General features: G+C 68.2%; 20 protein-coding genes. 16 read left to right on the forward strand and 4 right to left on the reverse strand.

The window, feature by feature from the left end:
- Position 1: 1 nt before the first annotated feature.
- From AUL32_RS20620 to AUL32_RS20660, 9 genes are all read left to right on the forward strand, one after another.
- On the forward strand, positions 2 to 730 hold the full coding sequence (locus AUL32_RS20620; protein WP_062119282.1) for a SapC family protein: 729 nt from the start codon (positions 2 to 4) through the stop codon (positions 728 to 730).
- A complete protein-coding gene (locus AUL32_RS20625; RefSeq protein ID WP_062119285.1) occupies positions 727 to 1,599 on the forward strand; it encodes a SapC family protein in 873 nt (290 codons plus the stop codon). The genes AUL32_RS20620 and AUL32_RS20625 overlap by 4 nt, the downstream gene beginning before the upstream one ends.
- Positions 1,596 to 2,270 (forward strand): class I SAM-dependent methyltransferase, encoded by a 675-nt coding sequence (locus AUL32_RS20630; RefSeq protein ID WP_062119288.1) that lies wholly within the window; start codon positions 1,596 to 1,598, stop codon positions 2,268 to 2,270. Before AUL32_RS20625 ends, AUL32_RS20630 begins: the two co-directional genes overlap by 4 nt.
- Positions 2,267 to 3,538 (forward strand): glycosyltransferase, encoded by a 1,272-nt coding sequence (locus AUL32_RS20635; protein WP_062119291.1) that lies wholly within the window; start codon positions 2,267 to 2,269, stop codon positions 3,536 to 3,538. Before AUL32_RS20630 ends, AUL32_RS20635 begins: the two co-directional genes overlap by 4 nt.
- 80 nt (positions 3,539 to 3,618) lie before the next feature.
- Complete coding sequence (locus tag AUL32_RS20640) at positions 3,619 to 4,752, forward strand: polysaccharide pyruvyl transferase family protein (RefSeq protein ID WP_062119294.1); 1,134 nt, start codon at positions 3,619 to 3,621, stop codon at positions 4,750 to 4,752.
- Between the two features lie 251 nt (positions 4,753 to 5,003).
- The gene (locus AUL32_RS20645) at positions 5,004 to 6,734 is read left to right on the forward strand and encodes a type I secretion system permease/ATPase (protein WP_061978235.1); all 1,731 of its coding nucleotides are present in this window, start codon (positions 5,004 to 5,006) and stop codon (positions 6,732 to 6,734) included.
- Positions 6,731 to 8,050: an HlyD family type I secretion periplasmic adaptor subunit gene (locus AUL32_RS20650; protein WP_062119297.1), complete on the forward strand. Its 1,320-nt coding sequence runs from the start codon at positions 6,731 to 6,733 to the stop codon at positions 8,048 to 8,050. Before AUL32_RS20645 ends, AUL32_RS20650 begins: the two co-directional genes overlap by 4 nt.
- Before the next feature lie 122 nt (positions 8,051 to 8,172).
- Complete coding sequence (locus tag AUL32_RS20655) at positions 8,173 to 9,099, forward strand: manganese catalase family protein (RefSeq protein ID WP_061978233.1); 927 nt, start codon at positions 8,173 to 8,175, stop codon at positions 9,097 to 9,099.
- A 178-nt stretch (positions 9,100 to 9,277) separates the two neighbouring features.
- A complete protein-coding gene (locus tag AUL32_RS20660; RefSeq protein WP_062119300.1) occupies positions 9,278 to 10,369 on the forward strand; it encodes an SPL family radical SAM protein in 1,092 nt (363 codons plus the stop codon).
- Positions 10,370 to 10,411: 42 nt separating this feature from the next.
- Here the strand turns inward: AUL32_RS20660 and AUL32_RS20665 are convergent, their stop codons facing one another.
- Entirely contained in the window at positions 10,412 to 11,752 is a 1,341-nt protein-coding gene (locus tag AUL32_RS20665; protein ID WP_062119303.1) for an aspartate aminotransferase family protein, read from the reverse strand.
- Between the two features lie 140 nt (positions 11,753 to 11,892).
- On the opposite strand from AUL32_RS20665, the gene AUL32_RS20670 reads away from it, so the two are divergent.
- Positions 11,893 to 12,441 (forward strand): cupin domain-containing protein, encoded by a 549-nt coding sequence (locus tag AUL32_RS20670; RefSeq protein ID WP_061978230.1) that lies wholly within the window; start codon positions 11,893 to 11,895, stop codon positions 12,439 to 12,441.
- Here AUL32_RS20670 and AUL32_RS26320 read toward each other — a convergent pair.
- Entirely contained in the window at positions 12,438 to 15,971 is a 3,534-nt protein-coding gene (locus AUL32_RS26320) for an AAA family ATPase (RefSeq protein ID WP_062119305.1), read from the reverse strand. The two genes, AUL32_RS20670 and AUL32_RS26320, sit on opposite strands and share 4 nt — an antisense overlap.
- Positions 15,971 to 17,236 carry a metallophosphoesterase family protein gene (locus AUL32_RS20680; RefSeq protein ID WP_062119308.1) on the reverse strand — a complete coding sequence of 422 codons (1,266 nt, stop codon included), beginning with the start codon at positions 17,234 to 17,236 and terminating at the stop codon, positions 15,971 to 15,973. The genes AUL32_RS26320 and AUL32_RS20680 overlap by 1 nt, the downstream gene beginning before the upstream one ends.
- A 355-nt stretch (positions 17,237 to 17,591) precedes the next feature.
- Between AUL32_RS20680 and AUL32_RS20685 the strand changes: the two genes are divergently transcribed.
- Complete coding sequence (locus tag AUL32_RS20685) at positions 17,592 to 18,071, forward strand: MarR family winged helix-turn-helix transcriptional regulator (protein ID WP_061978227.1); 480 nt, start codon at positions 17,592 to 17,594, stop codon at positions 18,069 to 18,071.
- A 186-nt stretch (positions 18,072 to 18,257) separates the two neighbouring features.
- Here AUL32_RS20685 and AUL32_RS20690 read toward each other — a convergent pair whose 3' ends face one another.
- On the reverse strand, positions 18,258 to 19,004 hold the full coding sequence (locus tag AUL32_RS20690) for a hypothetical protein (RefSeq protein WP_062119311.1): 747 nt from the start codon (positions 19,002 to 19,004) through the stop codon (positions 18,258 to 18,260).
- Positions 19,005 to 19,544: 540 nt separating this feature from the next.
- On the opposite strand from AUL32_RS20690, the gene AUL32_RS20695 reads away from it, so the two are divergent.
- The 5 genes from AUL32_RS20695 to AUL32_RS20715 all read left to right on the forward strand — a co-directional run bounded on the left by AUL32_RS20695 (position 19,545) and on the right by AUL32_RS20715 (position 26,043).
- Complete coding sequence (locus AUL32_RS20695; RefSeq protein ID WP_062119531.1) at positions 19,545 to 20,516, forward strand: iron ABC transporter substrate-binding protein; 972 nt, start codon at positions 19,545 to 19,547, stop codon at positions 20,514 to 20,516.
- 16 nt (positions 20,517 to 20,532) lie between these two features.
- Positions 20,533 to 22,134, forward strand: coding sequence for an ABC transporter permease (locus AUL32_RS20700; protein WP_082659925.1), 1,602 nt, complete (start codon positions 20,533 to 20,535; stop codon positions 22,132 to 22,134).
- Positions 22,131 to 23,186 carry an ABC transporter ATP-binding protein gene (locus AUL32_RS20705; protein WP_062119314.1) on the forward strand — a complete coding sequence of 352 codons (1,056 nt, stop codon included), beginning with the start codon at positions 22,131 to 22,133 and terminating at the stop codon, positions 23,184 to 23,186. The genes AUL32_RS20700 and AUL32_RS20705 overlap by 4 nt, the downstream gene beginning before the upstream one ends.
- 193 nt (positions 23,187 to 23,379) lie before the next feature.
- Positions 23,380 to 24,915 carry a putative bifunctional diguanylate cyclase/phosphodiesterase gene (locus tag AUL32_RS20710; RefSeq protein WP_062119317.1) on the forward strand — a complete coding sequence of 512 codons (1,536 nt, stop codon included), beginning with the start codon at positions 23,380 to 23,382 and terminating at the stop codon, positions 24,913 to 24,915.
- A gap of 93 nt (positions 24,916 to 25,008) precedes the next feature.
- Positions 25,009 to 26,043 carry an NADP-dependent oxidoreductase gene (locus AUL32_RS20715; RefSeq protein ID WP_062119320.1) on the forward strand — a complete coding sequence of 345 codons (1,035 nt, stop codon included), beginning with the start codon at positions 25,009 to 25,011 and terminating at the stop codon, positions 26,041 to 26,043.
- Positions 26,044 to 26,045 lie beyond the last annotated feature (2 nt).

A 26,045-nucleotide genomic window follows, 5' to 3' on the forward strand; every position in this document is an offset into this window, starting at 1 on the left:
CATGCTGGCCGAGGCGCCCCGCCCCCTGTCGCCCGAGCTGATGGCCTCGCGCATCTTCTCGCCCTTCGCCTATCCGCTGCCGCGCCAGTCGCGCGTCGTGCCGGTCGTGGCGGCGGAGGCCGAGCGGCTGGCCGCGACCTTTCCGCTGATCTGGCAGGCGCGCGAGAGCGGCCCGGAGCTGGTCGTCCTGCGCACGCTGATGGAGGATGGAACCGGCTTTCCGCCCGGCACCGAGCGCGCCCTGGCGCTGCTGCCGCTCCTGTTCCAGGCCTATCCGCTGACCCTGCCCGCCGACCCGGCGGAGGCCGGGCGGCCGGGCCAGCGGCTGATGCTGGACACGGCCTGCGCCGACGAGGTGACGGACGCGGGCGCGCCGATCGCCACGTCCGAGGGCAAGCTCTCGCGCGGCGCGGAACTGCGCCTTCGCGCGCTGGAAATCTTCGAGCGCGATCTCGCGCGCACCCGCGCCCTCTCGCTTTCGCTGGCGGTGCGCGGCTTCCTCGAGCCCTGGACGCTGGCCTTCGATCTCGGCGCCGGGCGCCGCTGCGAGATCACCGATCTTCTCGTGGTCGCGCCGCGCGTCTTCGACACGCCGGCTTTGGCACCGGTGATGGAGGAGTTCGGTGTGGTGGCCGCCCGGTTGCTCGGGCTACACCGCCTGTCCCTGTTTCGCGCCGGCGCGCTCCTGGCGCAGGCCCGCGCGGCCTCGGCGCGGAGCGCGGCGGCATGACGGGCGCGGTTCCGCTTCTTGCCTTCGCGAGCCAGCGCTACAGCGCGCCGCGCGCCTTTCGCTTCGCGCTGGAGGCCGGCTTCGTCGCGGTCAACGACACAGAATATCTCCTGACGGCCCATCACCTGCCGCTGGTCGCGCGCATCGAAGGCGGCGAGCCGGTGCTAGGTGCGCTGGTCGCGGAGGCCGATCTCGTCCGGCCCGCGATGGAGCCGGACGGCGCCTGGCGCCTCGGCTACCTGCCGATCGCGCTTCGCACCTATCCTTTCGTGCTGGCGGAGCGCGAGGCGCAACGGCCGATCGACGAGATCGACGTGCTCGTGCCCGGCGCCGGTCTGCTCGGGGCGCAGGGCGCGCCGATCTCGGTCGATCTCGCCACCGGCCAGCTCGGGCCGGAAATGATGGCGATCCGCAACACGCTGCACATGACGCGCTCGGGCCGCGCCCGCCTGTCCCAGGCGCTGGAGCTCCTGCGCATCGCCGGCGTGCTGGTGCCGATCGTGGACGAGGCCGGCGCAAGCCGGGGCGACTGGACGGTGGATGCCAGCGCCTTCGCCGCGCTGGGCAACCCCGTCGTGGCGAGCCTTGCGCGCCAGTCCTTCCTGCCGCTGGATCTCGCCGGCGCCATGCTCTTCTCGCGCCGCCACCTGCGGCCCGAGCGCCTTCCCAAACCCGAGCCGCGCGCGCTCGGCGCGCCGCCGCCCAAGGCCGTGGCCATCGCCAGCGATCCCGCCGACTTCATGCTCGCGAGCCTGGAGGAGATGGACTTCGCGTTGGACGGAAGCGACCTGTTCGATCTCGGCGATGTCGTGCTCGGCGCCGAGTTCGCGCCGCTTTCGCCGGAACTCGAACAGGAAGCGGCGGCATGAGCGCCGCTCTGATCCGCCGCCATGTCCTCAATGTCGGCAGCGGCCCGGCTCATCCCGGCAAGCTGCACCCCGCCTTTCGCTGGCCGCATTGGCGGGAAGTGCGGCTCGATGTGGAGCCCAAGGTGCAGCCGGATATTCTGGCCAGCATGGTGGACATGCGCCATGCCGTGGCGGACGCCAGCTTCGACGCGCTCTGGTCCTCGCACAATCTGGAGCATCTTCCCTCGCACGAGGTGCCGCTCGCCTTGAGCGAGTTCGCCCGCGTCCTCGCCCCGCGTGGCTTCGCGTTGATCACCTGTCCCGATGTCGAGGAGATCGCGCGCTTCATCGTCGAGCATGGGATCGATGAGGTGGCCTATCCCTCGGCCTCCGGCCCGGTGACGCCGCTCGACATGCTCTGGGGGCACGGGCCCTCGATCGAGGCGGGCTTCGGCTTCATGACCCATCGCACCGGCTTCACGCTGTCGCGACTGGCGCGGCTGGTGCTGGAAAGCGGCTTCGCCGAGGTGCGCCTGTCGCGTGGCCGGTTCGCCCTTTGGGCGCTGTGCCTCAAGCCTGGCTGCCGGCTGGACCAGCTGCGCGGCGATTTCGGCCGCACCGAGCAGGCCGAGCTTCTGGGCGCGGAAGGCGAGGGCGAGGGCGAGGGCGACGCGCGCGCCGCCGCTTCATGAAGATCCTCTTCGTCCACAACAACTTCCCGGCCCAGTTCCGTCACCTCGCCGAACATCTGGCCGCCGACCCTGCCAACGAGGTGAGGGCGATCGGCGCCGACGGCGCGCGGCCGGTGCGCGGCGTGACGCTGCATCGCTACTCCTTGCAGATGGCCGATGTCGGCGCGACCCATCCCTTCGCACGCCGCTTCGATCTGGAAACGCGCCGCGCCGAGCAGGTTCTCTATGTCGCGGCCATGCTGATGTCGGAAGGCTTTTCGCCCGATCTCGTGGTGGTCCACAGCGGCTGGGGCGAGGCGCTGCCGCTGCGCGCGGTGTTTCCCGGCGCGCGCCTCGTGGTCTATTGCGAGTATTTCTACCGGACCGAACAGTCCGACGTGAACTTCGACCCCGAATTTCCCGCCCTCGGCCTCGACGGCGCGGTGTCGCTGCGCGCGCGCAACGCCATGACCCTTCTGGCGCTGGCCGAGGCCGATCTCGCCATCACGCCGACCGAATGGCAGCGTTCGACATTTCCGCCCGCGCTCGGCTCCTCCATCGCGGTCGCGCACGAGGGGATCGACACAGACCATGTGCGCCCCCGGCCGGAGGCGCGCTGCCGGCTGGAGGACGGCACGCTCCTGTCGCGCGACGACGAGGTCATCACCTTCGTGAACCGCAATCTGGAGCCCCTGCGCGGCTATCACATCTTCATGCGCGCCCTGCCGCGCGTTCTCGCCGAGCGGCCCAAGGCGCGGGTGGTGATCGTCGGCGGCTTCGGCGTGTCCTACGGCCAGCGCGCGCCTTCGGGAAAGACCTGGCACCAGATCTTCTTGGACGAGGTGTCCGGCGGGCTCGATCTCAAGCGCGTCCACTTCCTCGGCCATCTGCCCTACGAGGACTATCTCGACGTTCTGCGCGTGTCGCGCGTCCACGCCTATCTCACCTATCCCTTCGTCCTGTCCTGGTCGTGCCTGGAGGCCATGGCGACGGGCTGCGTCCTGGTCGCCTCCGACACGCCGCCCGTGCGCGAGGTGATCGACGGGCAGAACGGGCTTCTTGTGCCGTTCCATTCGCCGGACGCGCTGGCCGAGGCGCTGCTGCGGGTGCTGCGCGCGCCCGAGCGCCATGCCGAAATGGGCCGCCGGGCGCGCGAGACGATCCGTCGCCGCTTCGATCTCCGGCGCGTCAGCCTGCCCCGGATGGAGCGGCTGGTGATGGGCGCCTCGCCCCGGCCCACCGGCGGCGCGACAGATCGTCCTCAGCCCGGTGTCTGGCCTCAGGGCTGAGCGGGTTCGATAAAAACTTAATCTCTCTTCGGCATCATCGATCGAATTCTTGACGGGACCGGCGTCCCAAGGTGAACGACATGCGCGCAGCCCTTGTGAAGTATTCCGGACGCAGGCTGAACAACCACAAGGCTGTCTGGTTCGACGTTCCTTTTCAGGACACGTTGGAGAAATATTACAACACCGGCGATATTTGCGTCTACGATTCGACCTTGCGGGTGGTGGACTATAGCGAGGGCCATCTCCTCAATATCGACGAGCCGGTCACCGATGCCGAGTTGCACCGGCTGAAGACCAATTGCGACTTCATCCTCCTGCGTGGGTCCAACTATATCCACGAGGATATGGACTGGGGCCACTTCCTCGCCTGGATCGAGGCGCTGAACCTGCCGGTTCTGTGCATCGGCGTCGGTGCGCAGGCCGAGCGGGAGCGCCCGATCATCCTGCCGACCGAGGGGCGGCGCGTCTGGCAGGCGATCGCCGATCGCACGCCGTCGATCGGCGTTCGCGGCGCCTACAGCGCCGAGACGCTGCATCGCAACGGCATCCACAATCTGGAAATCGTCGGCTGCCCGTCGATTTTCCGCGGGCTCGACCGAACCATGGCGCTCAAGCATGCGAGCGACGGCCCCAAGCGCGTCACCTTCAGCCTGCGACGCGAGGTTGGCTCGACCTACGCGGTCGATCCCGCCGCCTTCCAGGCGACGCAGAAGCGCATGATCGCCAAGCTGGCGCTGGCCTCCGACCTCTTCCTTTCCTGCCATGGCGAGCCGGAGGAGAAGGCGTTCTTCTTCAAGGTGCCCAAGCACATGGAGGCGGCCACCGCCAAGCTCGTGGCCGAAGGTTGGTTCGACGAGACCACGGGCCGGGTGCTGCGCGATCTCTATGAGCGCCGCCTCTATTACGTCGGCGCGCCGGACGACTACGACCTCTACGCCACGCAGTTCGACGCCGCGCTCGGCTACCGCGTCCACGCCGTTCTGCCGGCGGTCGCGGTCGGCGTGCCGGGCGTCCTGTTCTCCTACGACACGCGCTCGCGCGAGCTGGCAGAGACGTTCGACCTGCCGATCTACACGCCCGAGGAGTTCGAGCGACAGACGTTGAAGGACGCCTTCGCTCCCTGGCGCTTCGACCGGTTCCAGTCGCTCTTTTCCGAGCGCTACGACCGGATGAAGGCCTTCATCGAGAAGAACGGCGTTCCCTCGCGCATGTGAGGACGCCCACGCCTCGCGGGAGCGACGGGGCGCTTAAGCTGCCTTTCAGACTCTTCTGCGATGGTAAGCTAGACCTTCTTCCGTTCGGAAAAGGCAACAGGAATTTCGCGGCGAACGGGCCGCTACAGGAGGGGGAGCCGGTCCATGCGCACCCGGCGGCAGCAAGGCGGGGGAGGGTCGGAGCTTGACGCCCGGTCCTGCCCGCACGCCCGCCGCCCCCGCCCGGATGCACCGGCCATGAGCGTCGCACCATGAGCGTCGCCTCCACCTCGCCGCTGCTCGGCATCCTGCGCGAATTCTCCTACGGCTATCTCGTGCTGCTCGCCTTCGGCTTCTTCTTTCCGTTCCTGTTCATGGGCATGTCCTTCATCCCCATGAGCATCATGGAGCGCGTGGGGTCGAGCCGGAACGCCTCCACCCTCGTCACGCTGATCCTTCTCGCCGTGGTGGTGACGGTCACCTACACGCTGCTCGAAGTCGTGCGCTCGCAGGTGCTGGAGCGCATGGGAACGGTGATCGACCAGAAGCTGACGCGCATCTGCTTCGACGCCTTCAACCGCGAGCGGCGGCTCGGCACGGGTTCGCCCGCGCAGGCGCTGGCCGATCTCCAAACCACCCGGCGCTTCCTCTGCGGCCCATCGCTCTCGGCCCTGATCGACGCCTTCTGGTCGCCGCTCTTCGTCATCGTCATGTTCTCGATGAGCGCCGCTTTCGGCTTTCTCACGCTCGGCCTTCTCGGCTTCTCGGCCTTCGTCTCCGTTTCCACGCACTATCTCGTCGCCGGCCATCTAAAGGCCGCGCAGCGGCTCGACAACGAAGCCAATGAGTTCGGGCTCGCCGTGTCGCGCAACGCTGAGACGGTGCGCGTCATGGGAATGCTGCCGACCGTCACCAACCGCTGGTACGACCTGCACAGCGAGGGCGTCGGTTGGCGCGCGGCCGCGCAGTCTCGCGCCTCGCGCCTCGGGCTCGTGCCGCGCATCGTCCAGAACGGGCAGATGATCATCGTCTACGGCGTCGGCGGCTTCCTGTTCCTGGCGAACCAGATCCATATCGGCATCCTGTTCGTGGTTCTGATGATGATGATGCGTGCCCAGGGGCCGCTGCAGTACATCATCAACAACTGGAGCTCGATCCAGTCCTTCTGGCTCGCCGCCAAGCGCCTCGACAGCCTTCTGCGCACCGTGGGCGCCGAGCGCCAGCATGTGCAACTTCCCCCGCCCAGCGGGCCGCTCACCGTCTCGCGCATCGTCGGCGGGCCGCCCAGCACCGACAAGCCGATCATCAACGACGTGTCCTTCACCCTGCATCCCGGCCGTATCCTGGGCGTCGTCGGCCCGAGCGGGGCGGGCAAGTCCTGCCTCGGGCGGATGCTCGTCGGCATTTGGAAGGTGCGCCGGGGCACGGTCGTGTTCGGCGAGCAGGATCTCCAGCATTGGAACGAGGACGATCTCGGCCGCCATATCGGCTATATCCCGCAGGACGTGGAATTCCTGCCCGGCACGATCGCGGAGAACATCGCCCGCTTCGACCCCGCCTCCACCAGCGAGAAGATCCTCGACGCGGTGGAACTGGCCGGCATTCACGACATCATCCGCGGCCTGCCGGATGGCTATTCCACGCGGCTGGGCGCCGGCGGGCACACGCTGTCGGGCGGCCAGCGCCAGCGCGTGGCGCTGGCCCGCGCCGTCTACGGGCGGCCGCGCCTTCTCGTTCTGGACGAGCCCAATTCCAATCTCGACGCGCCGGCCGAGCAGGTGCTGGGCCGCACCATGCAGGCGATGCGCGACGACGGGGCGGCGGTGATCGTCGTCTCGCACCGCGTCAGCCTCCTGGCCTTCTGCGACGATCTTCTTGTTCTGAACGAAGGCACGGTCCAGGCCATGGGCGGGCGCGAGCAGATCTTCAGCCGCCTGCCGCGCCTGCGCGGCACGCCGCCGCCGCTGGTGCTGCAGCCCGAGCCGAGGGTCGCGCGGCTGTGAGCGTCGATCTCGCCCTCGGGGCGCCCAAACCCAACACGGACTGGCGCGCGGCGATCCGCACCGGCTACATCATCCTGGCGCTGGGCGTCGGCGTCTGCGGCGGCTGGGCCGCCTTTGCCCATATCAACGCGGCCGTGGTCGTCAGCGGCGCCTTCTCGGTGGAGTCCTATCGCAAGACCGTCCAGCATTTCGAGGGCGGCATCGTCTCGGAAATCCTCGTGCGGGACGGCGATCTGGTGGAAGCTGGCCAGACCCTGATCCGGCTGGAGCTGACGCGCACGCAGGCCACCGCCACGGCGGCGGCCAAGGGCCTCGCCAACGCGCTGGCCACCGAAGCGCGGCAGATCGCGCAGCGCGACCTCAAGGACTACATGGTCATTCCCGAGGAGGCGACCTCGCTTCTGCGCGGCTCCGACTCCACCGCGATCGACGACAATCACCGCGAGTTCGAAAGCCGCCGTCAGGTGCTGAACGGCGGCTTGGAGCTTCTCGACGTGCAGGAAAAGCAGGTCCGCAACGAGATCGAGCAGGCCCGGCTCGACACGCAGACCGCCAACGACCAGATCGCCAGCCTCGTGCAGGAACTGACGGGCCTGCGCCACCTCTTCGAGAAGGGCCTCGTCGCCGTCAGCCGCGTCACCGCGCTGGAGCGCCAGAAGGGTCTTCTGGAAGGCTCCGTCAAGAAGGCGCGCAACGACGTGCAGAAGGCCAAGGACAAGATCGCCGAGATCGCGCTTCGCCGGGAATCGCTGCGCAAGGACTACCGACAGGAGGCCGCCAACGCTCTGGTGGAGACCGGCAAGCAGATCGCCCAGTTCCGGCAGGAGCGCCAGATCGCGCTGGATCAGATGTCGCGCACCGACATCCGCTCGCCCGTCACCGGCACGGTGCAGCAGATGCGCGTCTTCACCGTGGGCGGCGTGGTGCGCCCCGGCGAACCGCTGCTCGACGTGGTGCCGCAGTCCGACGATCTTAGCCTCAAGGCCAAGGTCCTGCCGGCCGATATCGACCGGATCCGCGAGGGCATGGCGGTCGAGATCCATCTCAACGCCTTGATGAAATATCGCCGCGAAAAGCTGACCGGAACGCTGCGCTACGTCTCGCGCGATGCGATCGTCGACGCCAATCCGCAGGTTCCCGCCTATTACTCGATCGAAGTGGCGATCGACGGCGACAGCATTCCGCCCGACATTCGCGAGAAGCTCGTCGCGGGCATGGAGGCAGCGGTCATCATCCCGACCAAGGGGCGTACTGTGCTGCAATATCTCATCGCGCCGGTTCTCGAAAACCTGGAGGAATCCCTGCGCGAGCGGTGAGACGGGGCCGGGCAGGGGCAAAGTCGCGTCCTCCCTACGAACACCGTAAGCGACAATGACGTTCGGAGCGGAACACCCGGGAAGAGCTTCCGTTGGACCTGTGACCAACGGAGAGTGCCATCATGTTCATGCGTGTCGATCAGCTTCAGGCTGAGCTACCCGCCCCGAAACGGGCCGACCCGAATGCCGCCGCCGCGCTTCAGGAACTGCTCGGCGGCAAATATGGCGAAATGTCCACGCTCGGGAACTACATGTTCCAGAGCTTCAACTTCCGCTCCAAGGATAAGCTGCGACCGTTCTACAGTCTGGTCGCATCCATTACGGCCGAAGAGCTCGGCCATGTCGAACTGGTGTCGAACGGCGTCGCCATGCTCGCCAACGGGCCGGACAAGCCCAACGGCGACAAGGGCGACGGCGGCGACATCTCGGGCGCGCCCTTCGTCGACATGAAGGACATGCGCAACGCGGCAGCCTTCCTGTCGGCCGGCGGCGGTGCCATGCCGGTCAATTCCAACGGCATTTCGTGGAACAACGACTTCGTCACGACGACCGGCAATGTCGTGGTCGATCTCCTCCACAATTTCCACCTGGAATGCGGCGCGCGGCTGCACAAGCTGCGGGTCTACGAGACCTTGACCGATCCGACAGGCCGCGAGGTCTGCGGCTATCTTCTGGTGCGCGGCTCCGTGCACGCCCATGCCTACGCCCTGGCGCTGGAAAAGATCACCGGCGTCAAGATCAAGGATTTCTTGCCGACGCCGAACATTCCGCTTAGCAAGATTCCGGAATGCCAGAAGTATCTGGACGAGGGTTCGCATCGCCGGCTTTATACGTTCAGCCCCAACGACTACAAGGAAATGGCGGGCATCTGGGGCAATGGCGAGGTCGCCCTGCCCGACGATCCGCAGGGCGAACTCGAAGTGGTCGACGGCCATCCCGAGGGCGGCAAGATTCACCAGCTGACCGGCGTGCCTTCGGCCTTCACGCCGGACTACGCGCCGGAAGAAATGTTCGAGATCGCGCAGAAGCTCTACAAGGCATCGCGCTGATTTTCGGCCTCTGACACAGGCGGCGCCCAGTCCCGCCGTCGATCACACGAACCATCGAAGCGGTCCGGCGGGTTTCCCCAGCTGGGCTGCTTTCGTTTGAATGGAGGGCGCGCCGGGCCGGGTCCGCGTGGCTTTGTCTCACTGGGCGAACCGGCCGGGCCTTCCGAAGTTGACCGACATGCTGCACGATCCCCGATCCGCTTCCCGACCGAAGGGCCTCTGGCTCCCCCGCCGGGTCCTGGTCACCGCCTCTGCACTGGCGCACACGCATGGCCGCGCGATCGCGGAACGGGCCGAAGGTCTCGGCCTTGCCGTCGAGCGCCTCGCCACGGATCGCCTGCCCCTGGACCGCGCCGCCGATCCCAAACGCGGCTACGCCGCCGCCAAGTCGACCCTCGCGGTCGTGGTCGCACCGCCCTCCAAGCTGAAGCTCCAGCCGATCGCGCCAAGTGCCGACTGGCGGGTGGACCTTGCCGAAGGCTGCCCGGCCCATTGCAGCTACTGCTATCTCGCCGGCTCGTTGAAAGGGCCGCCGATCACCCGCGTCTACGCCAATCTCGACGACATCTCCGCCGCCCTGCCGCGCTATCTCGGCCAGGGCATGGTGACCTCGCGAAGCGACGCGCGGGCAGGCGAGGGGACGACCTTCGAGGCCTCCTGCTACACCGACCCGCTGGCGATCGAACCGGTGACGGGCTCGCTCTCGGCGATGATCGCCCGCTTCGGACAGTGGGAGGCGGACGTGCAACTGCGCTTCACCACCAAGTTCGCCGGGGTCGAGCCGCTGCTGGAGCTCGACCATCGCGGCCGCACCCGCATGCGCGCCTCGCTGAACCCCGCGGCCTTCGCGCGGTTCGAAGGCGGCACGGCCAAGGTCGGCGAGCGGCTTCTGGCGCTGCGCCGAATGGCAGACGCCGGCTATCCCATCGGCCTCACGATCGCGCCGATCATCGCGGCCGAGGGCTGGCGCGAGGCCTATGGCACCTTGATCGGCGACATCGCCGCTGTGCTGGGCGACGCGCCCGAGACGGCCGACCTGACGGTGGAACTCATCACCCACCGCTACACGCCCGGCTCGAAGGCGGTTCTGGAAAGCTGGTATCCCGGCTCCGATCTCGACATGAGCGGACAGGACCGGCGCGAAAAGCGCACGCGCTTCGGCGCGGTGAAACAGGTCTACGATGCCCCGACCATGGCGGCCTTGCGCGGCTTCTTCACCAGCAAACTCGCCGCCAAGCTGCCGCGCGGGCGCATCCTGTATTGGACCTGACGGACGGACGGCGAGGGAAAGGCCCCGCCGTCCCAAAGTCTGTCAGGCCGTGGCGCGGATCACGGCGCCGAGCGTGTCGGCCATTTCCGCGATCTCCTCCGCCTGCACGATCAGCGGCGGGGAAAGGGCGATGATGTCGCCGGTGACGCGGATCAGAAGCCCGCGCTTCAGGCATTCCACGAACACCTCGTAAGCCCGCGCTCCGGGCGCGCCTTCGCGCGGCTGAAGCTCGATGCCGGCGACGAGGCCGATCGTGCGGATATCGATGACATGCGGCAGGCCGCGAAGCCCGTGGATCGTGTCGGACCAGGTGCCGGCCAGGTCGGCGGCGCGGGTCAGAAGGCCTTCCTCCTCATAGATCTCCATCGTCGCGAGGCCCGCCGCGCAGGCGGCGGGGTGGCCGGAATAGGTGTAGCCGTGGAACAGTTCGATCGCGCCTTCCGGCCCCTGCATCAGCGCATCGTGCAGCTTGCGGCTGGCGAACACCGCGCCCATCGGGATGACGCCGTTGGTGAGGCCCTTGGCAGTGGTCACGAGATCGGGCACCACGCCGAAATGATCGGTCGCGAACGGGCTGCCCAGCCGCCCGAAGCCCGTGATGACCTCGTCGAAAATCAGAAGAATGCCGTGCCGGTCGCAGATCGCGCGCAGCCGTTCGAGATAGTTCTTGGGCGGCAGGAGGACGCCGGTCGAGCCCGCCACCGGCTCCACGATGCAGGCTGCGATCGTCTCCGCCCCGTGCAGCGCCACCAGCCGCTCCAGATCGTCGGCGAGATCGGCGCCGTGTTCGGGAAGCCCGTCCTTGGTGAAGGCGTTCCGTGCCAGATCATGCGTATGACGCAGGTGATCGGCACCCGGCAGAAGCGGGAAGACGCGCCGGTTGTTGACGAGGCCGCCGACCGTGATGCCGCCGAAGCCGACGCCGTGATAGCCGCGCTCGCGGCCGATCAGGCGCGTGCGCGTGCCCTGGCCGATGGCGCGCTGGTAGGCGATCGCGATCTTCAGCGCGGTGTCGACCGATTCCGAGCCCGAGCCGGTGAAGAAGATGCGGTCGAGCTTGCCGCCGTCCGGCCCCGGCGCCATGGCGGCCAGCCGCTCGGCGAATTCGAAGGCGATGGGATGGCCCATCTGGAAGGTCGGAGCATAGTCCAGCGTCAGAAGCTGGCGCTCCACGGCGCTGGCGATGCGCTTGCGGCCATGGCCCGCATTGACGCACCAGAGCCCCGCCGTGCCATCCAGCACCGTGCGCCCCTCCATATCGGTGTAGCGCATGCCCTCGGCCGAGACGAGAAGGCGCGGCGCCTGCTTGAACTGCCGGTTGGCCGTGAACGGCATCCAGAAACTGTCGAGGGAGGGCGTGTTGGGGCGTGTGTGGATGGTCATGAGGCGTCTCCGGGCAGGGTCGCGCCAGAATGGGCCGATCCCGCGCGCGAACAAGTCCTTTTCTTGCTTACCCCAACCTCTTGATTTCACGCGATCGGCTGCCCCACTGTTCGACAAATCGAACAAGAGGAACGCGCGGCATGACGGACGATATCGGCGGGCGGCTGCGGCACCTGCGCTTGGCGCATGGCCTTTCGCAGCGCCAGCTCGCAAAGCGGGCTGGCGTCACCAATTCCACCGTCTCGCTGATCGAGGCGAACGCGACCAATCCCTCCGTCGGCGCGTTGAAGCGCATTCTCGACGGCATCCCGATCGGTCTGGCCGAGTTCTTCGCCTTCGAGCCGGAGCGGCCGAAACAGGCCTTCTATCAGGCGGAGGAACTGGTGGAGATCGGTAAGGGGCCGATCTCCTATCGGCAGGTGGGCGAGAGCCTGTTCGGCCGCTCGCTGCAGATCCTGAAGGAGTGCTACCAGCCCGGCGCCGACACGGGAAAGGTGCCGCTCGTCCACGAGGGCGAGGAGGGCGGCATCGTCCTGTCGGGCCGGCTGGAGGTGACGGTGGACGACGAGCGCCGCATTCTCGGCCCCGGCGACGCCTATTACTTCGAAAGCCGGCGCCCGCATCGCTTCCGCTGCGTGGGGCCGAACCCGTGCGAGGTCGTCAGCGCCTGCACGCCGCCGACCTTCTAATTGGCGATCTCGTGCAGCCTCACGCTCGGCTCCACCGTTCGGGCGAGGTCGCAGAGGTGCCGGTGATGGGTGAGGTAGATCACCTGCCCGTGGCGCGACAGCGCCGCCAGAAGCCGCAGCACCTCTTCCGAGCGCGGCTCGTCGAAGGTCTCCATGATGTCGTCGGCGAGGAAGGGAACCGGCGCGCGGGCTTTGGCGAACTCCTCGTAGCCGGCCAGGCGCAGCGCGAGATAAAGCTGGAAGCGCGTGCCCTTGGACATGTCCATGGCAAGGCGCGAGCCGCCCGCGCGCGTCAGGCCGATCAGCGTTTCGCGGTCCTTCTCGGCCTGCGTGGCGAGGCCGGCATAGTCGCCCCGCGTCATGGTGCTGAAGGCCTGGGAGGCGCGGTCCATCATGGCGGAGCGGTGCCGGTCGCGGTAGAGGCGCAGCGCCTCGCCGGCGATCAGGGCGCCCGCTCGGAGGCGCAGCGCGCGCGTCGCCAACTCTTCCATTTCGAGGATCGCCACCCGGCGCTCGCCCATCAGCCGCGCCACGGCATCGTCCCCGCCGATCCGCTCCAGCGCGTCGGCCGCATCGCTCTTGGCGCGAAACAGCGTCTCGCGTCGGGCTTCGAGGTCTTTGAGGCGCGCGTCCAGCGCCCCGCGCTCGGCTTCCAGCGCCTCTTCGTCCGCCTCCGCCAGATGCGCGCGCGCCTCTTCGAGCGAGGCGACGGAGAGATCGGCGAGGATGTCGCGCTCCCAATCCTGAAGACGCGCTTCGCGACGGGCGCGTTCGGCGGCCGCCTCCAGGCAGGGACCGACCTCGGCCAGGGTCTCGACGCCGAAGGCGGAGATCATCGCCTCGGCCTCGGCGGCGAGCCGCGCCTGCGCCTCCTGCAGATCGGCGTGTTCTGAGGAAAGCCGCTCCAACTCGCCGTGGAAATGGCGCTGCGCCTGCGCCCGGCGCTCCGCCGTCTCGATTTCGCCGGCCAAGCGCTCCGCCCGGGCCGCGAGGGCGGCCTCGTCCAGCGCGAGGCCGGAGGCGGCGATCAGACCGTCCAGCGCCTCGGCAAAGTGGCGGCGGTTCTCCTCCATGGTCTCGACCCGGTGCTGCAGATCGGCCACCGCACGCAGGCGTGCCGGAAGCTCGGCCAGAACCGGCAGCATCTCGCGCACCGCACCGACCAGCGGGCCGAGCGCGGCAAAGCCCAGCTCCTCGCCCGCCTCCGCCGGGGCGAAGCGAGGTCCGAACTCTGAGGCCAAGCCGCTGTCGCTCAACAGACGGCGCCAACTTGCCGCCCATTCCTCGGCCAAGCGGCGGGCGCCTTCCGCGTCGCGCCGCCGCCGCTCCAGATCGAGCCGCCGCCCTTCGAGGTCTCGCGCGGCGGCGGCGCGGCGCGCACCCGCTTCCGTCGCCTCGGTCAGAACCGCGTCGGCGGCATCGCTCAACAGAGCCAGATCCCCGCCGGTAGGCTCGCGGCCCAGCGCGCGCAGCGCCTCGCACAAGCCCTCGCGCAGTCGCGCGGCCTCGGCTTCCGCCTCCTCCTGCGCCGTCTCGGCTTCGTCCAGAGCGGAGAAGGCGTGCAGCGCGTCCGCACGGCGCCGCGAAAAGACGTCGAGCCGCGATAGAAGAGCGACGCCGTCGTCCTCCTCCCCGCGCAGGGCGGGCGGCAGGGCGCTCGCGATCTCGGCGGCGATCCGCACGCGGTCGCGCCCGGCCTCGTCGGCCAGTTCGCGCCAGCGCTCGGCGGCGGTCTCGGCGGTCGCGAGCGCCGTGCCGAGCTGGCGCAATTCCCCGAGTTCACGCGCCTGGGCAAGGCGGCGCTGCGAGAGCCCATCATCTGCCTTCAACAGGGTCTCGAAGCGCTCGGCGGTGGCCTCGCTCAAACTCCCGCGATGCGCCGCCCAAGCCTCGTCACGCTCGCCCCGCAGACGTTCGGCATGGGCGTCGTCGATCGCCCCGGCGCTTTTTTCCATCGCGCCGAGCCGGGTGGCGGACAGCCGTGATTCCGTCTCGGCCTCGCGCAGCCGGTTCAGCGCTTCCGCCTCGCGGCGTTCGGTCTCCCCGAGGCGCGCCCGCCAACCGGCGAGCCGGTCGCTGTCGGGCAGATGCAGGGCGCGCAGCTGCGAGGCTTCCCCGGCCCAGGGTCGAAGCGCATCGAGCCGGGCGGCGAGGGCCTGACGGCGCTTGGCCGCTTCGCCGCGCCAATGGGCGAGCCTCCCCGCTGCGTCGCTGCGCCGGGCCAGCGCGCGGGCCGTGTCGAGCACGGCCAGGGCCGAGGCGTCGAAGCCTTCGGCCTCGCCCGTGGCACGGCCGGTCTCGGCGGTCTCCAGCCGATGCGCAGCCTCCGCCTCCTCGCCCAAGGCGGCTTCAAGCTTTTGTTCCAGCGCGAGCCGCGCGTCGATCCGCTCGCGAAGCGAGCCCAGCACCGGCGCGGGCAGGACAAGCGCCGCCGGAGCCGTTCCCTCGGGCGCGCCGAGGAGGGCCAGCGTTTCGCGGAGATGCGCCGCCGCCGCGTCGAGCTCGCGCCGACGCCGGGGCAGATCGTCCTCGGCGGTCAGGGCTCGGGCGCGGTCGCCCTCCAGCGCGCGCCAGCGAGGCTGAAGCGAGAGAAGGGCGGGTTCCGGCTGGCTGGCGGCCCGCTCGGTCTCGATCCGCGCCCGGTCGCTCTCGATCCTGCGAAGCGCTGCGTCCACCCGCGCGCTTTCCGCCAGAAGCTTGGGAAAGCTGTCGCGCCAGGAGGCGGGCGGCCGGGGCGCAGCGCCTTCCGCCTCCAGCGCCTCGGCCAGCGTGGCATGGTCGCGCAGCCGGGGCAGCGCCCGCAAGGCGGCCTCGATCTCGCGCCAGCGACGACGCAAGCCACCGAGTTCGGAGATCACCGCGTCGTAGCTCTCGCTTGCCTTTGCAAGGTCGCCGGCCAGCGCATTGTGCCGTGAAGCGGCCGTATCGATTTCGTTGCGCTTGGTGTCCAGCGCCTCGATGCGCTGGCGCAGGGCATAGATCGCGGTGGAGCGCGCCTGCTTGCGGTGGATGGCGTCGGCCTCGTCCTGCGCGCGCACCAACGCGGCGCTGATGCCGGCAAGGCCCGCGCTGGCGGAGAAGAGAAGCTCGCCGAGATCGCCCCGGCTCTGCAGGATGGCCTCGCCGCCGGCCTCCAGCGTCTCGTCGTCCAGCGAGAACATGGCGCGGTAACTTTCGCGCGACAGGCCGCCCAACGCGCCGGCGAGCAGGGCCTCGTTCACGCCCTGGCCGGCGCCGTCGGTCAGCGAGCCAGTGCGCTGCTTGCGGCGGATCAGATGACGCTCGGCCCCGTCGATCTCCAACAGCGCGCCGACTTCCATCGCGGAATAGGGATGCAGGAAATCGAAGCGCGACTTCTGCTCGATGCCGAAGAGAAGGTCGAGAAAGCCGGAAAGCGAGGTTGATTTGCCGGCCTCGTTCAATCCGTAGACGATGTGGAAATCCGGCGCGCCGGGCGTCGATGGGCCGAAATCGAGCCGATTGTCGGTGAAGCGGCCGTAGCGCGTGAGGTCGAGGCGGCGAAGGCGCATCAGGCGTCCTCCCCCGCGCCGAGGCTCAGCCGGGCGAGCATGTCCTCGCCGGCCTCCACCATGAGCTTGTCCAGAAAGGCTTCGAACTCCGCTTCGGTGCGTCCCGCGAAATCGCGCGCGTCGCTCGGCAGTTCGTCGCGCAGCTTCTCGGCCAGGGCGCGCACGGCCTCCCGCGTGCCATGGGCTTTCGCGACATCCTCGCGCATCAGCCGGCCCAGCTCGGCCAGCGGCCCCGCCGCCTCCCGCTCATTGCCCGGCGGCTCGGTTTCGACCGCGATCTTCTCCACGAAGGTCCGGCCGACCCGCTCGGCCCGGACCGAGGCCTCGGCATGGAGGAGATCGCCATCGCGCCGCAGGCGAAAGGCGAGTGGGGTGCGACCCTTGAGATGCAGCCGCGCGACCAGAACGGGGGAGCGGGCCGGGGCGCGCGCGTCTTCCAGCGCCCGGCCGATGCGCTCGATCGCCTCGCGCCAGTCCTCGACGCCGGACAGATCCACGGACACGCGGGCGAACTCGGCAAGCGAGGTCACGCGCTCCTCGATCTCGACCGTGCGATCGTCGCGGATGGTGACGAGCGTCACACCCTTCGGCCCGCCTTCGTTGACATCCCGCCCCTGCGGCATGCCCGGCATGACGACGCGCCCGCCGGCATCGCCATAGGCCGTGCGGCCGTGCACATGGCCGAGCGCCCAGTAGGAAAAGCGCGTCGCCTGAAGCTCGGGAACCGAGGTCGGCGCATAGACGTCGTGCCCCGGCGCGCCGGCGAGACTGGTATGGAGGAGGCCGATATTGGCCGTGTCCGGCAGGGCCGGCTTGAACTTCGGCAGGAGGCTTTCGGGCGCCTGCGGCTTGGCGAAGCTGACCCCATGCACGGCGACTTCGAGCGCGCCCTTGGGAATGCGCACGATCTCGGCCCGCCCGCCGAACACATGGACATTGGGCGGCAGGACGAGTTCGGCAGTGATGCGCGACATCGCATCGTGATTGCCGCGAATCTTGAAGACGCGCACGCCGCCGGCATGGAGCCGCTCCATCTCGCGCGCCAGGAAGCGCGCCGTCTTCATGGAGGTCTGCTCGCCGTCGTAGAGATCGCCGGCGATGACGAGGGCGTCCACCTGCTCTTCCAGGCAGAGATCGACGATCGCCGACAAGGCCCGGCGGGACGCGTCGCCGATCAGTCCGGCCAGATCGGGATCACGCAATGAAAGGGAGCGAAGGGGCGAGTCGAGATGGAGATCGGCGGTGTGGACGAAGCGAAAGGCCATGGCTCGTGTCTATCACGCCACGTTGCGCCTGACACGCGGCAGAGGCGCGGCGTCCACCACTTCCTGCAACCGAAGCTGACGCTGCGAAAGGTCGTAAATGGCGCCGAGACGGAGGAGAGTCCGCGGCTTCCGATGGGCTCTCGGCAATCGGGCGAGCGCCACATCTTTACGGCTCGTGCGTTGTCGCTCAGCTCTCTTTAAATCGCGCGAAAAACAATCTTGCAAAACATTGTTTCGCCCCCGTAATGTTCGTTCCAGCGACTGATTTTATTCGGTCGAACTTATCATACCTGTTAGACATATTTGGTTAGCTCCATATATTATAAGCGACTTATATAATTAGGAGGAAGCCATCATGCGGTCCACTGCCCCGCCTAACCCCGCCACGAGCCGCAAGACGGATGAGAGCGACCTTGTCCAACCTCTGATTGCCATTTCCAAAGCCACGCGCCAGCTCGTCGCCATTCGCCTCGCCGAGATCGGCGTCGTTGCCGGGCAGGATCAGCTGCTCGACGCTCTGGATCGAACTGAACCGCGTAGCGTCTGCGGCGTGGCGCAGGATCTGACCGTACGCCCGTCCACCGTCTCGAAAATGCTGGACATCCTCGAGCGGCGCGGCTGGTGCCAGCGTCAGGCCGACGAGGCCGACATGCGCCGTACCTGCGTGCGGCTGACGGAGGAAGGCGAGCGCATGCGCTCGGAGGTCCATCGCATCTGGGCCGACGTGAACGGCGATCTCGGCCGCACCCTGCCGCAGCCGGACCTGCAGGTTCTGACCGCTGCGCTTTGGGACATCGAGCGCCTCGTATCCGGCCGCCTGTCGCGACTCCGCTGACGGCGAAGGCCGAGCCGCTCTGGAGAGGCCACGCCGGCCTCTTTCGCCTCTTTTCAGCCCATCTTTGAGCCACAGAGGCGGCGTCCCGCATTCTGTTCCAAATCCTCACCAGACAGGATTTGCGAATTCGGCTCGCGTGGTGGCGCGGTGCCCTGATCTGTTCGAAACGCCGAACGCGCCCCGAATTCAGGCGAACTGGTAGACCCCGGCCGACGCTGCGTGCTGCGGGCGCAGCCACTCCGAGGGGAGGGCGCGCTTGCGCGCGTCGTCGCGCTTTTCCGGGCGCCGAAGGCCGAACATTTCGAGTTCCGACAAAACGGCGGCGGCATCCTGGCGCGCGCTGGAAAGACCCGGCGCGTCGTCGTCGGTGAGATTGTAGATCGTTCCCCCAGCCAGGAAGGGCGCCTCGAAGGCGGCGCGCAGGCCGAGACCCGCCGGCAGGCGGAAGCTTCGGCAGCTGGCAAGATCCCGCTCGACCCGCCGGGCGATGCGACTGGGAATCGACGTGATGCCGGTTGCGACCAGGGCGCGTCGGCGGGGCTGGCGCTCCGTGGGGGCTTCGCGCAGCATCGCCTCGGTTTCGGCCGCCGCGCTGGCCGACAAGGGCGAGAAGCGCACGGGAATGATGGCCATCGTGGACACAGCCGCCGCCTCGGCCAGCATGCCCTCGCACACGCCCGCATCGATCACCACGAAGCGGCGGGAGCGACGTCCGAGATGAACCACGTCTTCCAGCTGCGACGGCTTGGTCACGCGGGCGACGCCGATCCCCTTCGGGCAGCCCGGCCGCTCCGACCAGTGCGACAGGTCGGGCCGGCGCGCGGCGTCCACAAGAAGGACCTCGGTTCCCAGACGTTCGACGGCGGAGGCCAGAGTCAGGGCCAGGGTCGTCGTGCCCCCGCTGCGAAACGACCCCACCGTCACCACCGTCATCTCCACAACTCCCACTGGAAAAGCGCCTGCCGCATTCATGCAAATGTCATATCGCAGCGCAATCCCTTAGCCGGCAAATCCTCGAGGAGGCCAGTTTCGATCCAATTTCGTGTCCAGAAGGATACAGGTTCGGCCCGAAACATTGCGCCATGGCCACTCCCGGTGGACACGGAGCTCTCCCTCTTTTGTGCTCTGCAACAAAAGCAGGGCTGCCATGCAAAGCGCACTCTGGCGCTTCGCAGACGAGGAACCTAAATTCGGACTTGCGAGTTTCGCAGCGGCCTTTCCTCCCATCGGCTGAGGCGACGTGCCGACGGTTCCTCCCACCGAAGGCCAACCATGACGCCCGCTGGTCCTCCCCCAGCGGGCGTTTTTTTATGGCTTTTCACTTTTCCTGAATGGCAGGAAAAATTGAAAACATAAGTTGACTGATCAACTCAACTTGAACAGAACAGCCCTTGACGCCGCCATCGAGCGGCGGGTCCCAAACGGGGTGTACGCATGTCTCGGACCAATGGCCGGCTCGGCTTCCTTTCCGCTATGATCGGCCTTCTCGCCGGCTCCACCGCCGCCTTCGCGGCGGGCGAGGGAATCACCGTCTACAACGCCCAGCACGAAAGCCTGACCAAAGCTTGGGCCGAAGGCTTCACCAAGGACACCGGCATCCCCGTCACCCTGCGCAAGGGAAGCGACACGGAACTGGGCAACCAGATCGTGCAGGAAGGCGCGGCCTCGCCAGCCGACGTCTTCGTCACCGAGAATTCGCCCGCCATGGCGCTGGTCGACAAGGCCGGTCTCTTCGCGCCGCTCGGTGCCGAGACGCGCGCCGAGGTCCCCGCCGAGTTCCAGCCGGCCAGCGGGCACTGGATTGGCGTCGCCGCGCGCTCGACCGTTTTCGCCTACGATAAGACCAAGCTCAAGGAAGGCGCGCTGCCGGCCTCCATCGTCGATCTCGCCAAGCCGGAATGGAAGGGTCGCTGGGCCGCCTCGCCGACGGGCGCAGATTTTCAGGCCATCGTCGCCGCCATGCTGCAGCTGAAGGGCGAGGCCGCGACGCTGGATTGGCTGAAAACGATGCATGAGAACGCCAAGTTCTACAAAGGCAACAGCGTCGCCATGAAGGCGGTGAACGCCGGCGAGACTGAGGGCGCCGTCATCTATCACTATTACTATTTCGGCGATCAGGCGAAGACCGGCGAGAATTCGGGCAATATCGGCCTGCACTATTTCCGCCATAAGGACCCCGGCGCCTTCGTCAGCATCTCCGGCGCGGGCGTTCTGGCCTCCAGCCAGCACAAGGCGGATGCCGAGGCCTTCGTGAAATGGGTTGCCGGTCCCAAGGGGCAGGAAATCCTGAAGACCGGCAATTCCTTCGAATATGCCGTGGGCAAGGGCGCCGCATCCAACCCCGCCCTCGTTCCGCTGGCCGATCTCGACGCGCCGAAGGTGACGCCGGACGAGCTCGACAACCGCGCCGTGGTGAAGCTCATGACGGAGGCCGGGCTCCTCTGAGCCGGGCGCGCCTCGCATGACCCTGTCCGCTCCGTCCGCAAGCGCGGCGCCCGAGCTGCGCTCCCGCGCCGACGGGTGGAGCGGCCTCGCGCGCTATCGCACGGGCGGACGCCCCGTGCTGCTCGCCGCCGCCGGCCTCGTGTCGGCGCTGGCGCTGCTGCCGCTCGGCTTCATCCTCTGGGTCAGCGTACAGACCGGCTGGGAGACGATCGCCACGCTGGTGTTTCGCCCGCGCGTCGGCCAGCTCCTGCTCAACACGCTCGGCCTCGTCGTCTGCGCGCTGCCGCCCTCGATCGCCCTCGCCCTCGCCATGGCCTGGGCGACGGAGCGCACCGATCTGCCGGGCGCCCGCTTCTGGGCCTGGCTCGCCGCCGCACCGCTGGCCGTGCCCGCCTTCGTTCAGAGCTATAGCTGGATTTCGCTGTTCCCGGGGCTTGAGGGTCTGCCGGCGGCGACGCTCCTCTCGGTGCTGGCCTATTTCCCCTTTCTCTACCTGCCCGTCGCCGCGCAGCTTCGCCGGCTCGACCCGGCGCTGGAGGAAGCGGCGGCCGCAAGCGGCCTGTCGCCGGCGCGTATCCTCTGGCGTGTCGTGCTGCCGCAATTGCGGCTGGCGATCTGCGGCGGCAGCCTTCTCGTTGCCCTGCATCTTCTCGCCGAATACGGCCTCTACGTCATGATCCGGTTCGACACATTCACCACCGCGATCGTGGACCAGTTCCAGACCTCGTTCGACGGGCCGGCGGCCAACATGCTGGCCGGCGTCCTCATGCTGCTCTGCCTGGGGCTCGTCCTGTGCGAGCGGGCGTTTCGCGGCAGCGAACGATACGCCAGGGTCGGCTCCGGCGCGGCGAGGGCGCCCAAAAGCGCGCGGCTCGGCGCCTTCATGCCGGTCTGCGTCCTGGGGCTGGCGCTGGTCGCCGCCCTGTCGCTCGGCGTGCCCATCCTCACCCTGGCGCGCTGGCTGTCCTATGGCGGATGGAGCGCCTGGCCGATGGGCGAGATCGGCACGGCCTTCGGCACCACGCTCCTGCTGGCGCTGGCCGGCGGCTGCCTCGCCACGCTCGCCGCGCTTCCCGTGGCCTGGCTTTCGCTGCGCGCGCCGGGCCGGCTGGTGCGCGCCATGGAGGCGGCGCATTACTCTGTCGCCTCGATCCCCGGCGTGGTGATCGCGCTGACGCTGGTGGCCGTCACCGTGCGCGTCGCGCTGCCGCTCTACCAGACCGCCTTCACGCTGCTTGTCGCCTATGCCTTGATGTTCCTGCCGCGCGCGCTGGTCGCCGTGCGGCCGAGCCTCGCGCAGGCGCCGATACAGCTTGAGGAGGCCGCCCAGGCGCTCGGCCGAACACCGAGCCGCGCCATTCTGGAAGTCACGCTGCGGCTGGCCGCGCCCGGCCTTGCCGCCAGCATGGCGCTAGCGGGGCTCGGCATCGCGACCGAGCTCACCGGAACGCTGCTTTTGGCGCCCAACGGCACGGAAACGCTGGCGACGCGCTTCTGGACGCTGACCAGCGAGATCGACTATGTCGCCGCCGCGCCCTATGCGCTTCTCATGGTTCTGATCTCCCTGCCTTTGACGGTGCTCGTGGCCGTGCGGGCCGACAAGGCAAGAGCGCGATGACCCTTCTGCGCCTCGATGGGGTGTCCCGCTTCTTCGGTTCCGTGCGGGCCGTGGACGGCATCGATCTCGCCGTCGCGCCCGCCAGCCGCACGGCCGTAGTCGGCCCGTCCGGCTCGGGCAAGTCGACGCTTCTTCGCCTGATCGCGGGTTTCGAGGCGCCCGATGCCGGCCGCATCACGCTGGGCGATCTCATCCTCGCCGAGCCCGGGCGCGCGCTTCATCCGCACCAGCGCCCGATCGGCCTCGTCTCGCAGGACGGCGCCTTGTTTCCCCATCTCGACCTTGTTGCCAATATCGGCTTCGGCATGGACAAGCGCTTGAAGGACCGGGCCGAGCGCATCCTGGCGCTGATGGATCTGGTGGAGCTCGACCGGTCGCTGCGCCATCGCAGGCCGCACGAACTCTCCGGCGGGCAGCAGCAGCGCGTGGCGCTGGCCCGCGCGCTGGCCCGGCGCCCGAAGCTCATGCTGCTCGACGAGCCCTTCTCGGCGCTGGACGCCGGGCTTCGCGACTCGCTGCGCCGAAAGGTGGCCGAGGTGCTTGAGGCTCAGGGCATCGCCGCCATTCTGGTGACGCACGACCAGGGCGAAGCGCTGACCTTCGCCCATCAGCTCGCCGTCCTGCGCGACGGTCGCCTGCAGCAGGTCGGCGAGCCCCGTGCGCTCTATCTCCAGCCGAATGATGCCGCCACCGCCGCCTTTCTCGGCCCCGCGATCCTGCTCGACGCGGTTCTGGAAGCCGATGGTTGGGCACGCTGCGCGCTGGGGCGCGTGCGAACGAACGAGAGCGGCACCGCCGGCGGCAGCGCGAGGCTCCTCCTGCGCCCCGAGCAGCTTCTGCTGGGGCAGGCTGGTGAGGGGGCCGACGGGATGCGGGCGCGGGTGACCGATGTCGAGTTCGGCGGGCCGGTCTGTCAGGTCGGGCTCGACCTGTCGGGCGCGGCGGGCGAGGGGGTCTCCTTACGGGTTCCCGTGTCTGGCGCGCTGGCCCCGCGCGCGGGCGAGTTCGTGAGCGTCGAGGTTCGGGGCGCCGCCCATCTCTTCAGGCCCTGACGCCGCCTACGCATCCAAGCAACATCGCCGCCTTCGCAAATGAAGCGCGAGATTATTGCCCCCCGGCGCGCCAAGGTTGAAACGTATGAATTTTTTGCGAAATTCGCCATCCGGCGGCTGAGACGGCTGCGGGCTTAACGTCCTGTGCAAAGGCTTTTTCTAAGACGAGCGGACCGGCAGGAGACCGCGACTCATGGACCCGTTTCAGGCGACACCCCGTATCAAGATCAGGCAGTACCGTTTGTTGCTGGTGCTTCAGGCCCTGTCGCTCGCTGGCATGGTGACCTGGTTCCTGTTTCCGGATTTCGAGCCGATCGCCGTGTTCTTCGCCAGCTTCTGTCTCGTCGCGTTGTCGGTCCTGCTTCTCCTGTGGATGCGCCATCGCCTCGGGCGGGAAGTGGTGGCAGCGGAAGTCGAGGCGGCGCGCCAGGTGGCCCTGCTTCAGGCCGATCCGCTGACGGGCGCGATGACGCGGCGCATCTTCATGGAAACGCTGAAGACCGCCACGCGCCCCAGCGCACAGGGCGAACCCTGCTCGCTGGCGCTTCTCGACGTCGATCACTTCAAGTCGCTGAACGACAGCTTCGGCCACAATGTCGGCGACTTCGCGCTGACGCATCTGGTTGAGGTCGCGCGGCGCACCCTACCGGGCGCCTCGATCGGGCGCCTGGGCGGGGACGAGTTCGCCGTGCTCCTGCCTCGTTGCGACGAGGTGCGCGGCCTCGCGCTGATGGACGAGTTTCTGGTCGCTCTGAAGGCGCCGACCTTCGCGGCCACCCGACAGCTCAATCTCAGCGCCTCGATCGGCCTCGTCACCGCGCCCAAGCACACGTCCTTCTTCGAGGAGATGATCCTCCTCGCCGATCTTGCCCTCTACGAAAGCAAGCGGCGCGGGCGCGGGCGGGCCACGGTCTTCGACCCCGACATGCTGAGCGTGAAGCGCAACCGCCGGATGATCGAACGCGATCTGCGGGCCGCGATCATGCTGGACGAGCTGGACCTTCATTACCAGCCGATCACCGACGCCGATCAGACGATCCTGGGCGTCGAGGCACTGGTGCGCTGGAAGCACCCGGTTCGTGGCATGATTCCGCCCGCCGAATTCATTCCCGTCGCCGAGGAAAGCACGCTGATCGACATGCTGGGCGAATGGGTGCTGCGCCGCGCCTGCCTCGATCTGGAAGACCTGCCGGGCCGGTTCGTCACCGTCAACATCTCGCCCGCTCAGATGCGGCGCAACGATCTTCTGGGCGTGGTGAGGGACGTGCTGAAGGAAACCGGTGCCGCGCCCAACCAGCTCGTTCTGGAGATCACCGAGAACGTCTCGCTTCTTTCGATCCCCGAAGTGCTCGGCCGCATCCAGGCCTTGCGCGCCATGGGCGTCAGGATCGCGCTCGACGATTTCGGAACCGGCCACTGCACCTTCAACTATCTGCAGAGCCTGCCGGTGGACATGGTGAAGATCGACCGTTCCTATGTCTCGCGCCTGCCGGACGATCCGGTTTCGCGCATCTTCGTTTCGGCCGTCATGGAAGTGGCGCGCGCCCTGCGCCTCAGCGTGGTCGCGGAAGGCGTCGAAACGGAGGAAGAGTTCGAGCTGTCGCGCGCCGCTGGCTGCGCGACCTTCCAGGGCTATCTCTTGGGCCGCCCGCTGGCCAAGGCCGATCTGATCCGCACGACCGCCCGTGTCGAAGCACCGGTCGAAAGGCGCCAGCTTCTCTCGGCTTGAGGTGGCTCGGCCGGGCGCCGGTCTGCGGCCTCGGGGTGAAAAAAACGTGTTCGTGCCTACATGAGCCTTCCGACAACAAGAGAAGGTTTGTCCATGGCTAGCCGTGTTACCCGCCGCATCGCTCTCGCTTCCCGCCCCAAGGGCGCGCCGACACCGGAGAATTTTCGCCTGGAGGAGGCGGCGCTGGCCGAGCCGGGCGAGGGGCAGGTCGAAGTGCGCAATCTCTTTCTGTCGCTCGATCCTTATATGCGCGGGCGGATGAGCGACGCGCCTTCCTATGCCGAGCCCTTCAAGGTCGGCGAGGCGCTGGGCGGCGCGACGGTCGGGCGGGTCGAAACCGCGCGCCATCCCAACTATTCCGCGGGCGATCTCGTTCTCGGCTTCGGCGGCTGGCAGGAGCGCGCGGTGCTTCCCGCCAAGGAGCTGCGCAAGCTCCCTGCCGACCTTCCCAACCCCTCCACCGCGCTCGGCGTCCTCGGCATGCCGGGCTTCACCGGCTGGTGGGGCCTCACCAAAATCGGTCAGCCTAAGGCGGGCGAGACCGTGGTGGTGGCCGCCGCCAGCGGCGCCGTCGGCTCGGTGGTCGGCCAGGTGGCCAAGCAGCGCGGCGCGAATGTCGTCGGCATCGCGGGCGGGGCCGAGAAGTGCCGCTACGTGACGAAGACGCTCGGCTTCGACGCCTGCATCGACCGACGCGCGGGCGATTTCGCCGAGCAGCTGAAGTCCGCCGTTCCCAAGGGCATCGACGTCTATTTCGAGAATGTCGGCGGCGCGGTGTTCGACGCCGTTCTCGCGCTTCTGAACGTTCATGCCCGCGTGCCCATCTGCGGTCTGATCTCGGGCTACAACGCCAACGGCCTGCCGGAAGGGCCGGACCGCCTGAGCCTCCTCATGGCGACCCTTCTCAAGAAGCGTATCCGCATGGAAGGATTCATCATCAGCGACCATTACGGGCCGGACTACTCCGAATTCCTGGCCGAGATGGAGCCCTGGGTTCGAGGCGGGAAGATCCAGTTCCGCGAGGATGTCGTGGATGGGCTGGAGAACGCGCCGAAGGCCTTCATGGGTCTTCTCGAAGGCGAGAACTTCGGCAAGCTCGTGGTGCGCCTCGGCCAGGACAAAGCCTGAAT

This window comes from Aureimonas sp. AU40, from assembly GCF_001463785.1.
Taxonomy (GTDB): domain Bacteria; phylum Pseudomonadota; class Alphaproteobacteria; order Rhizobiales; family Rhizobiaceae; genus Aureimonas.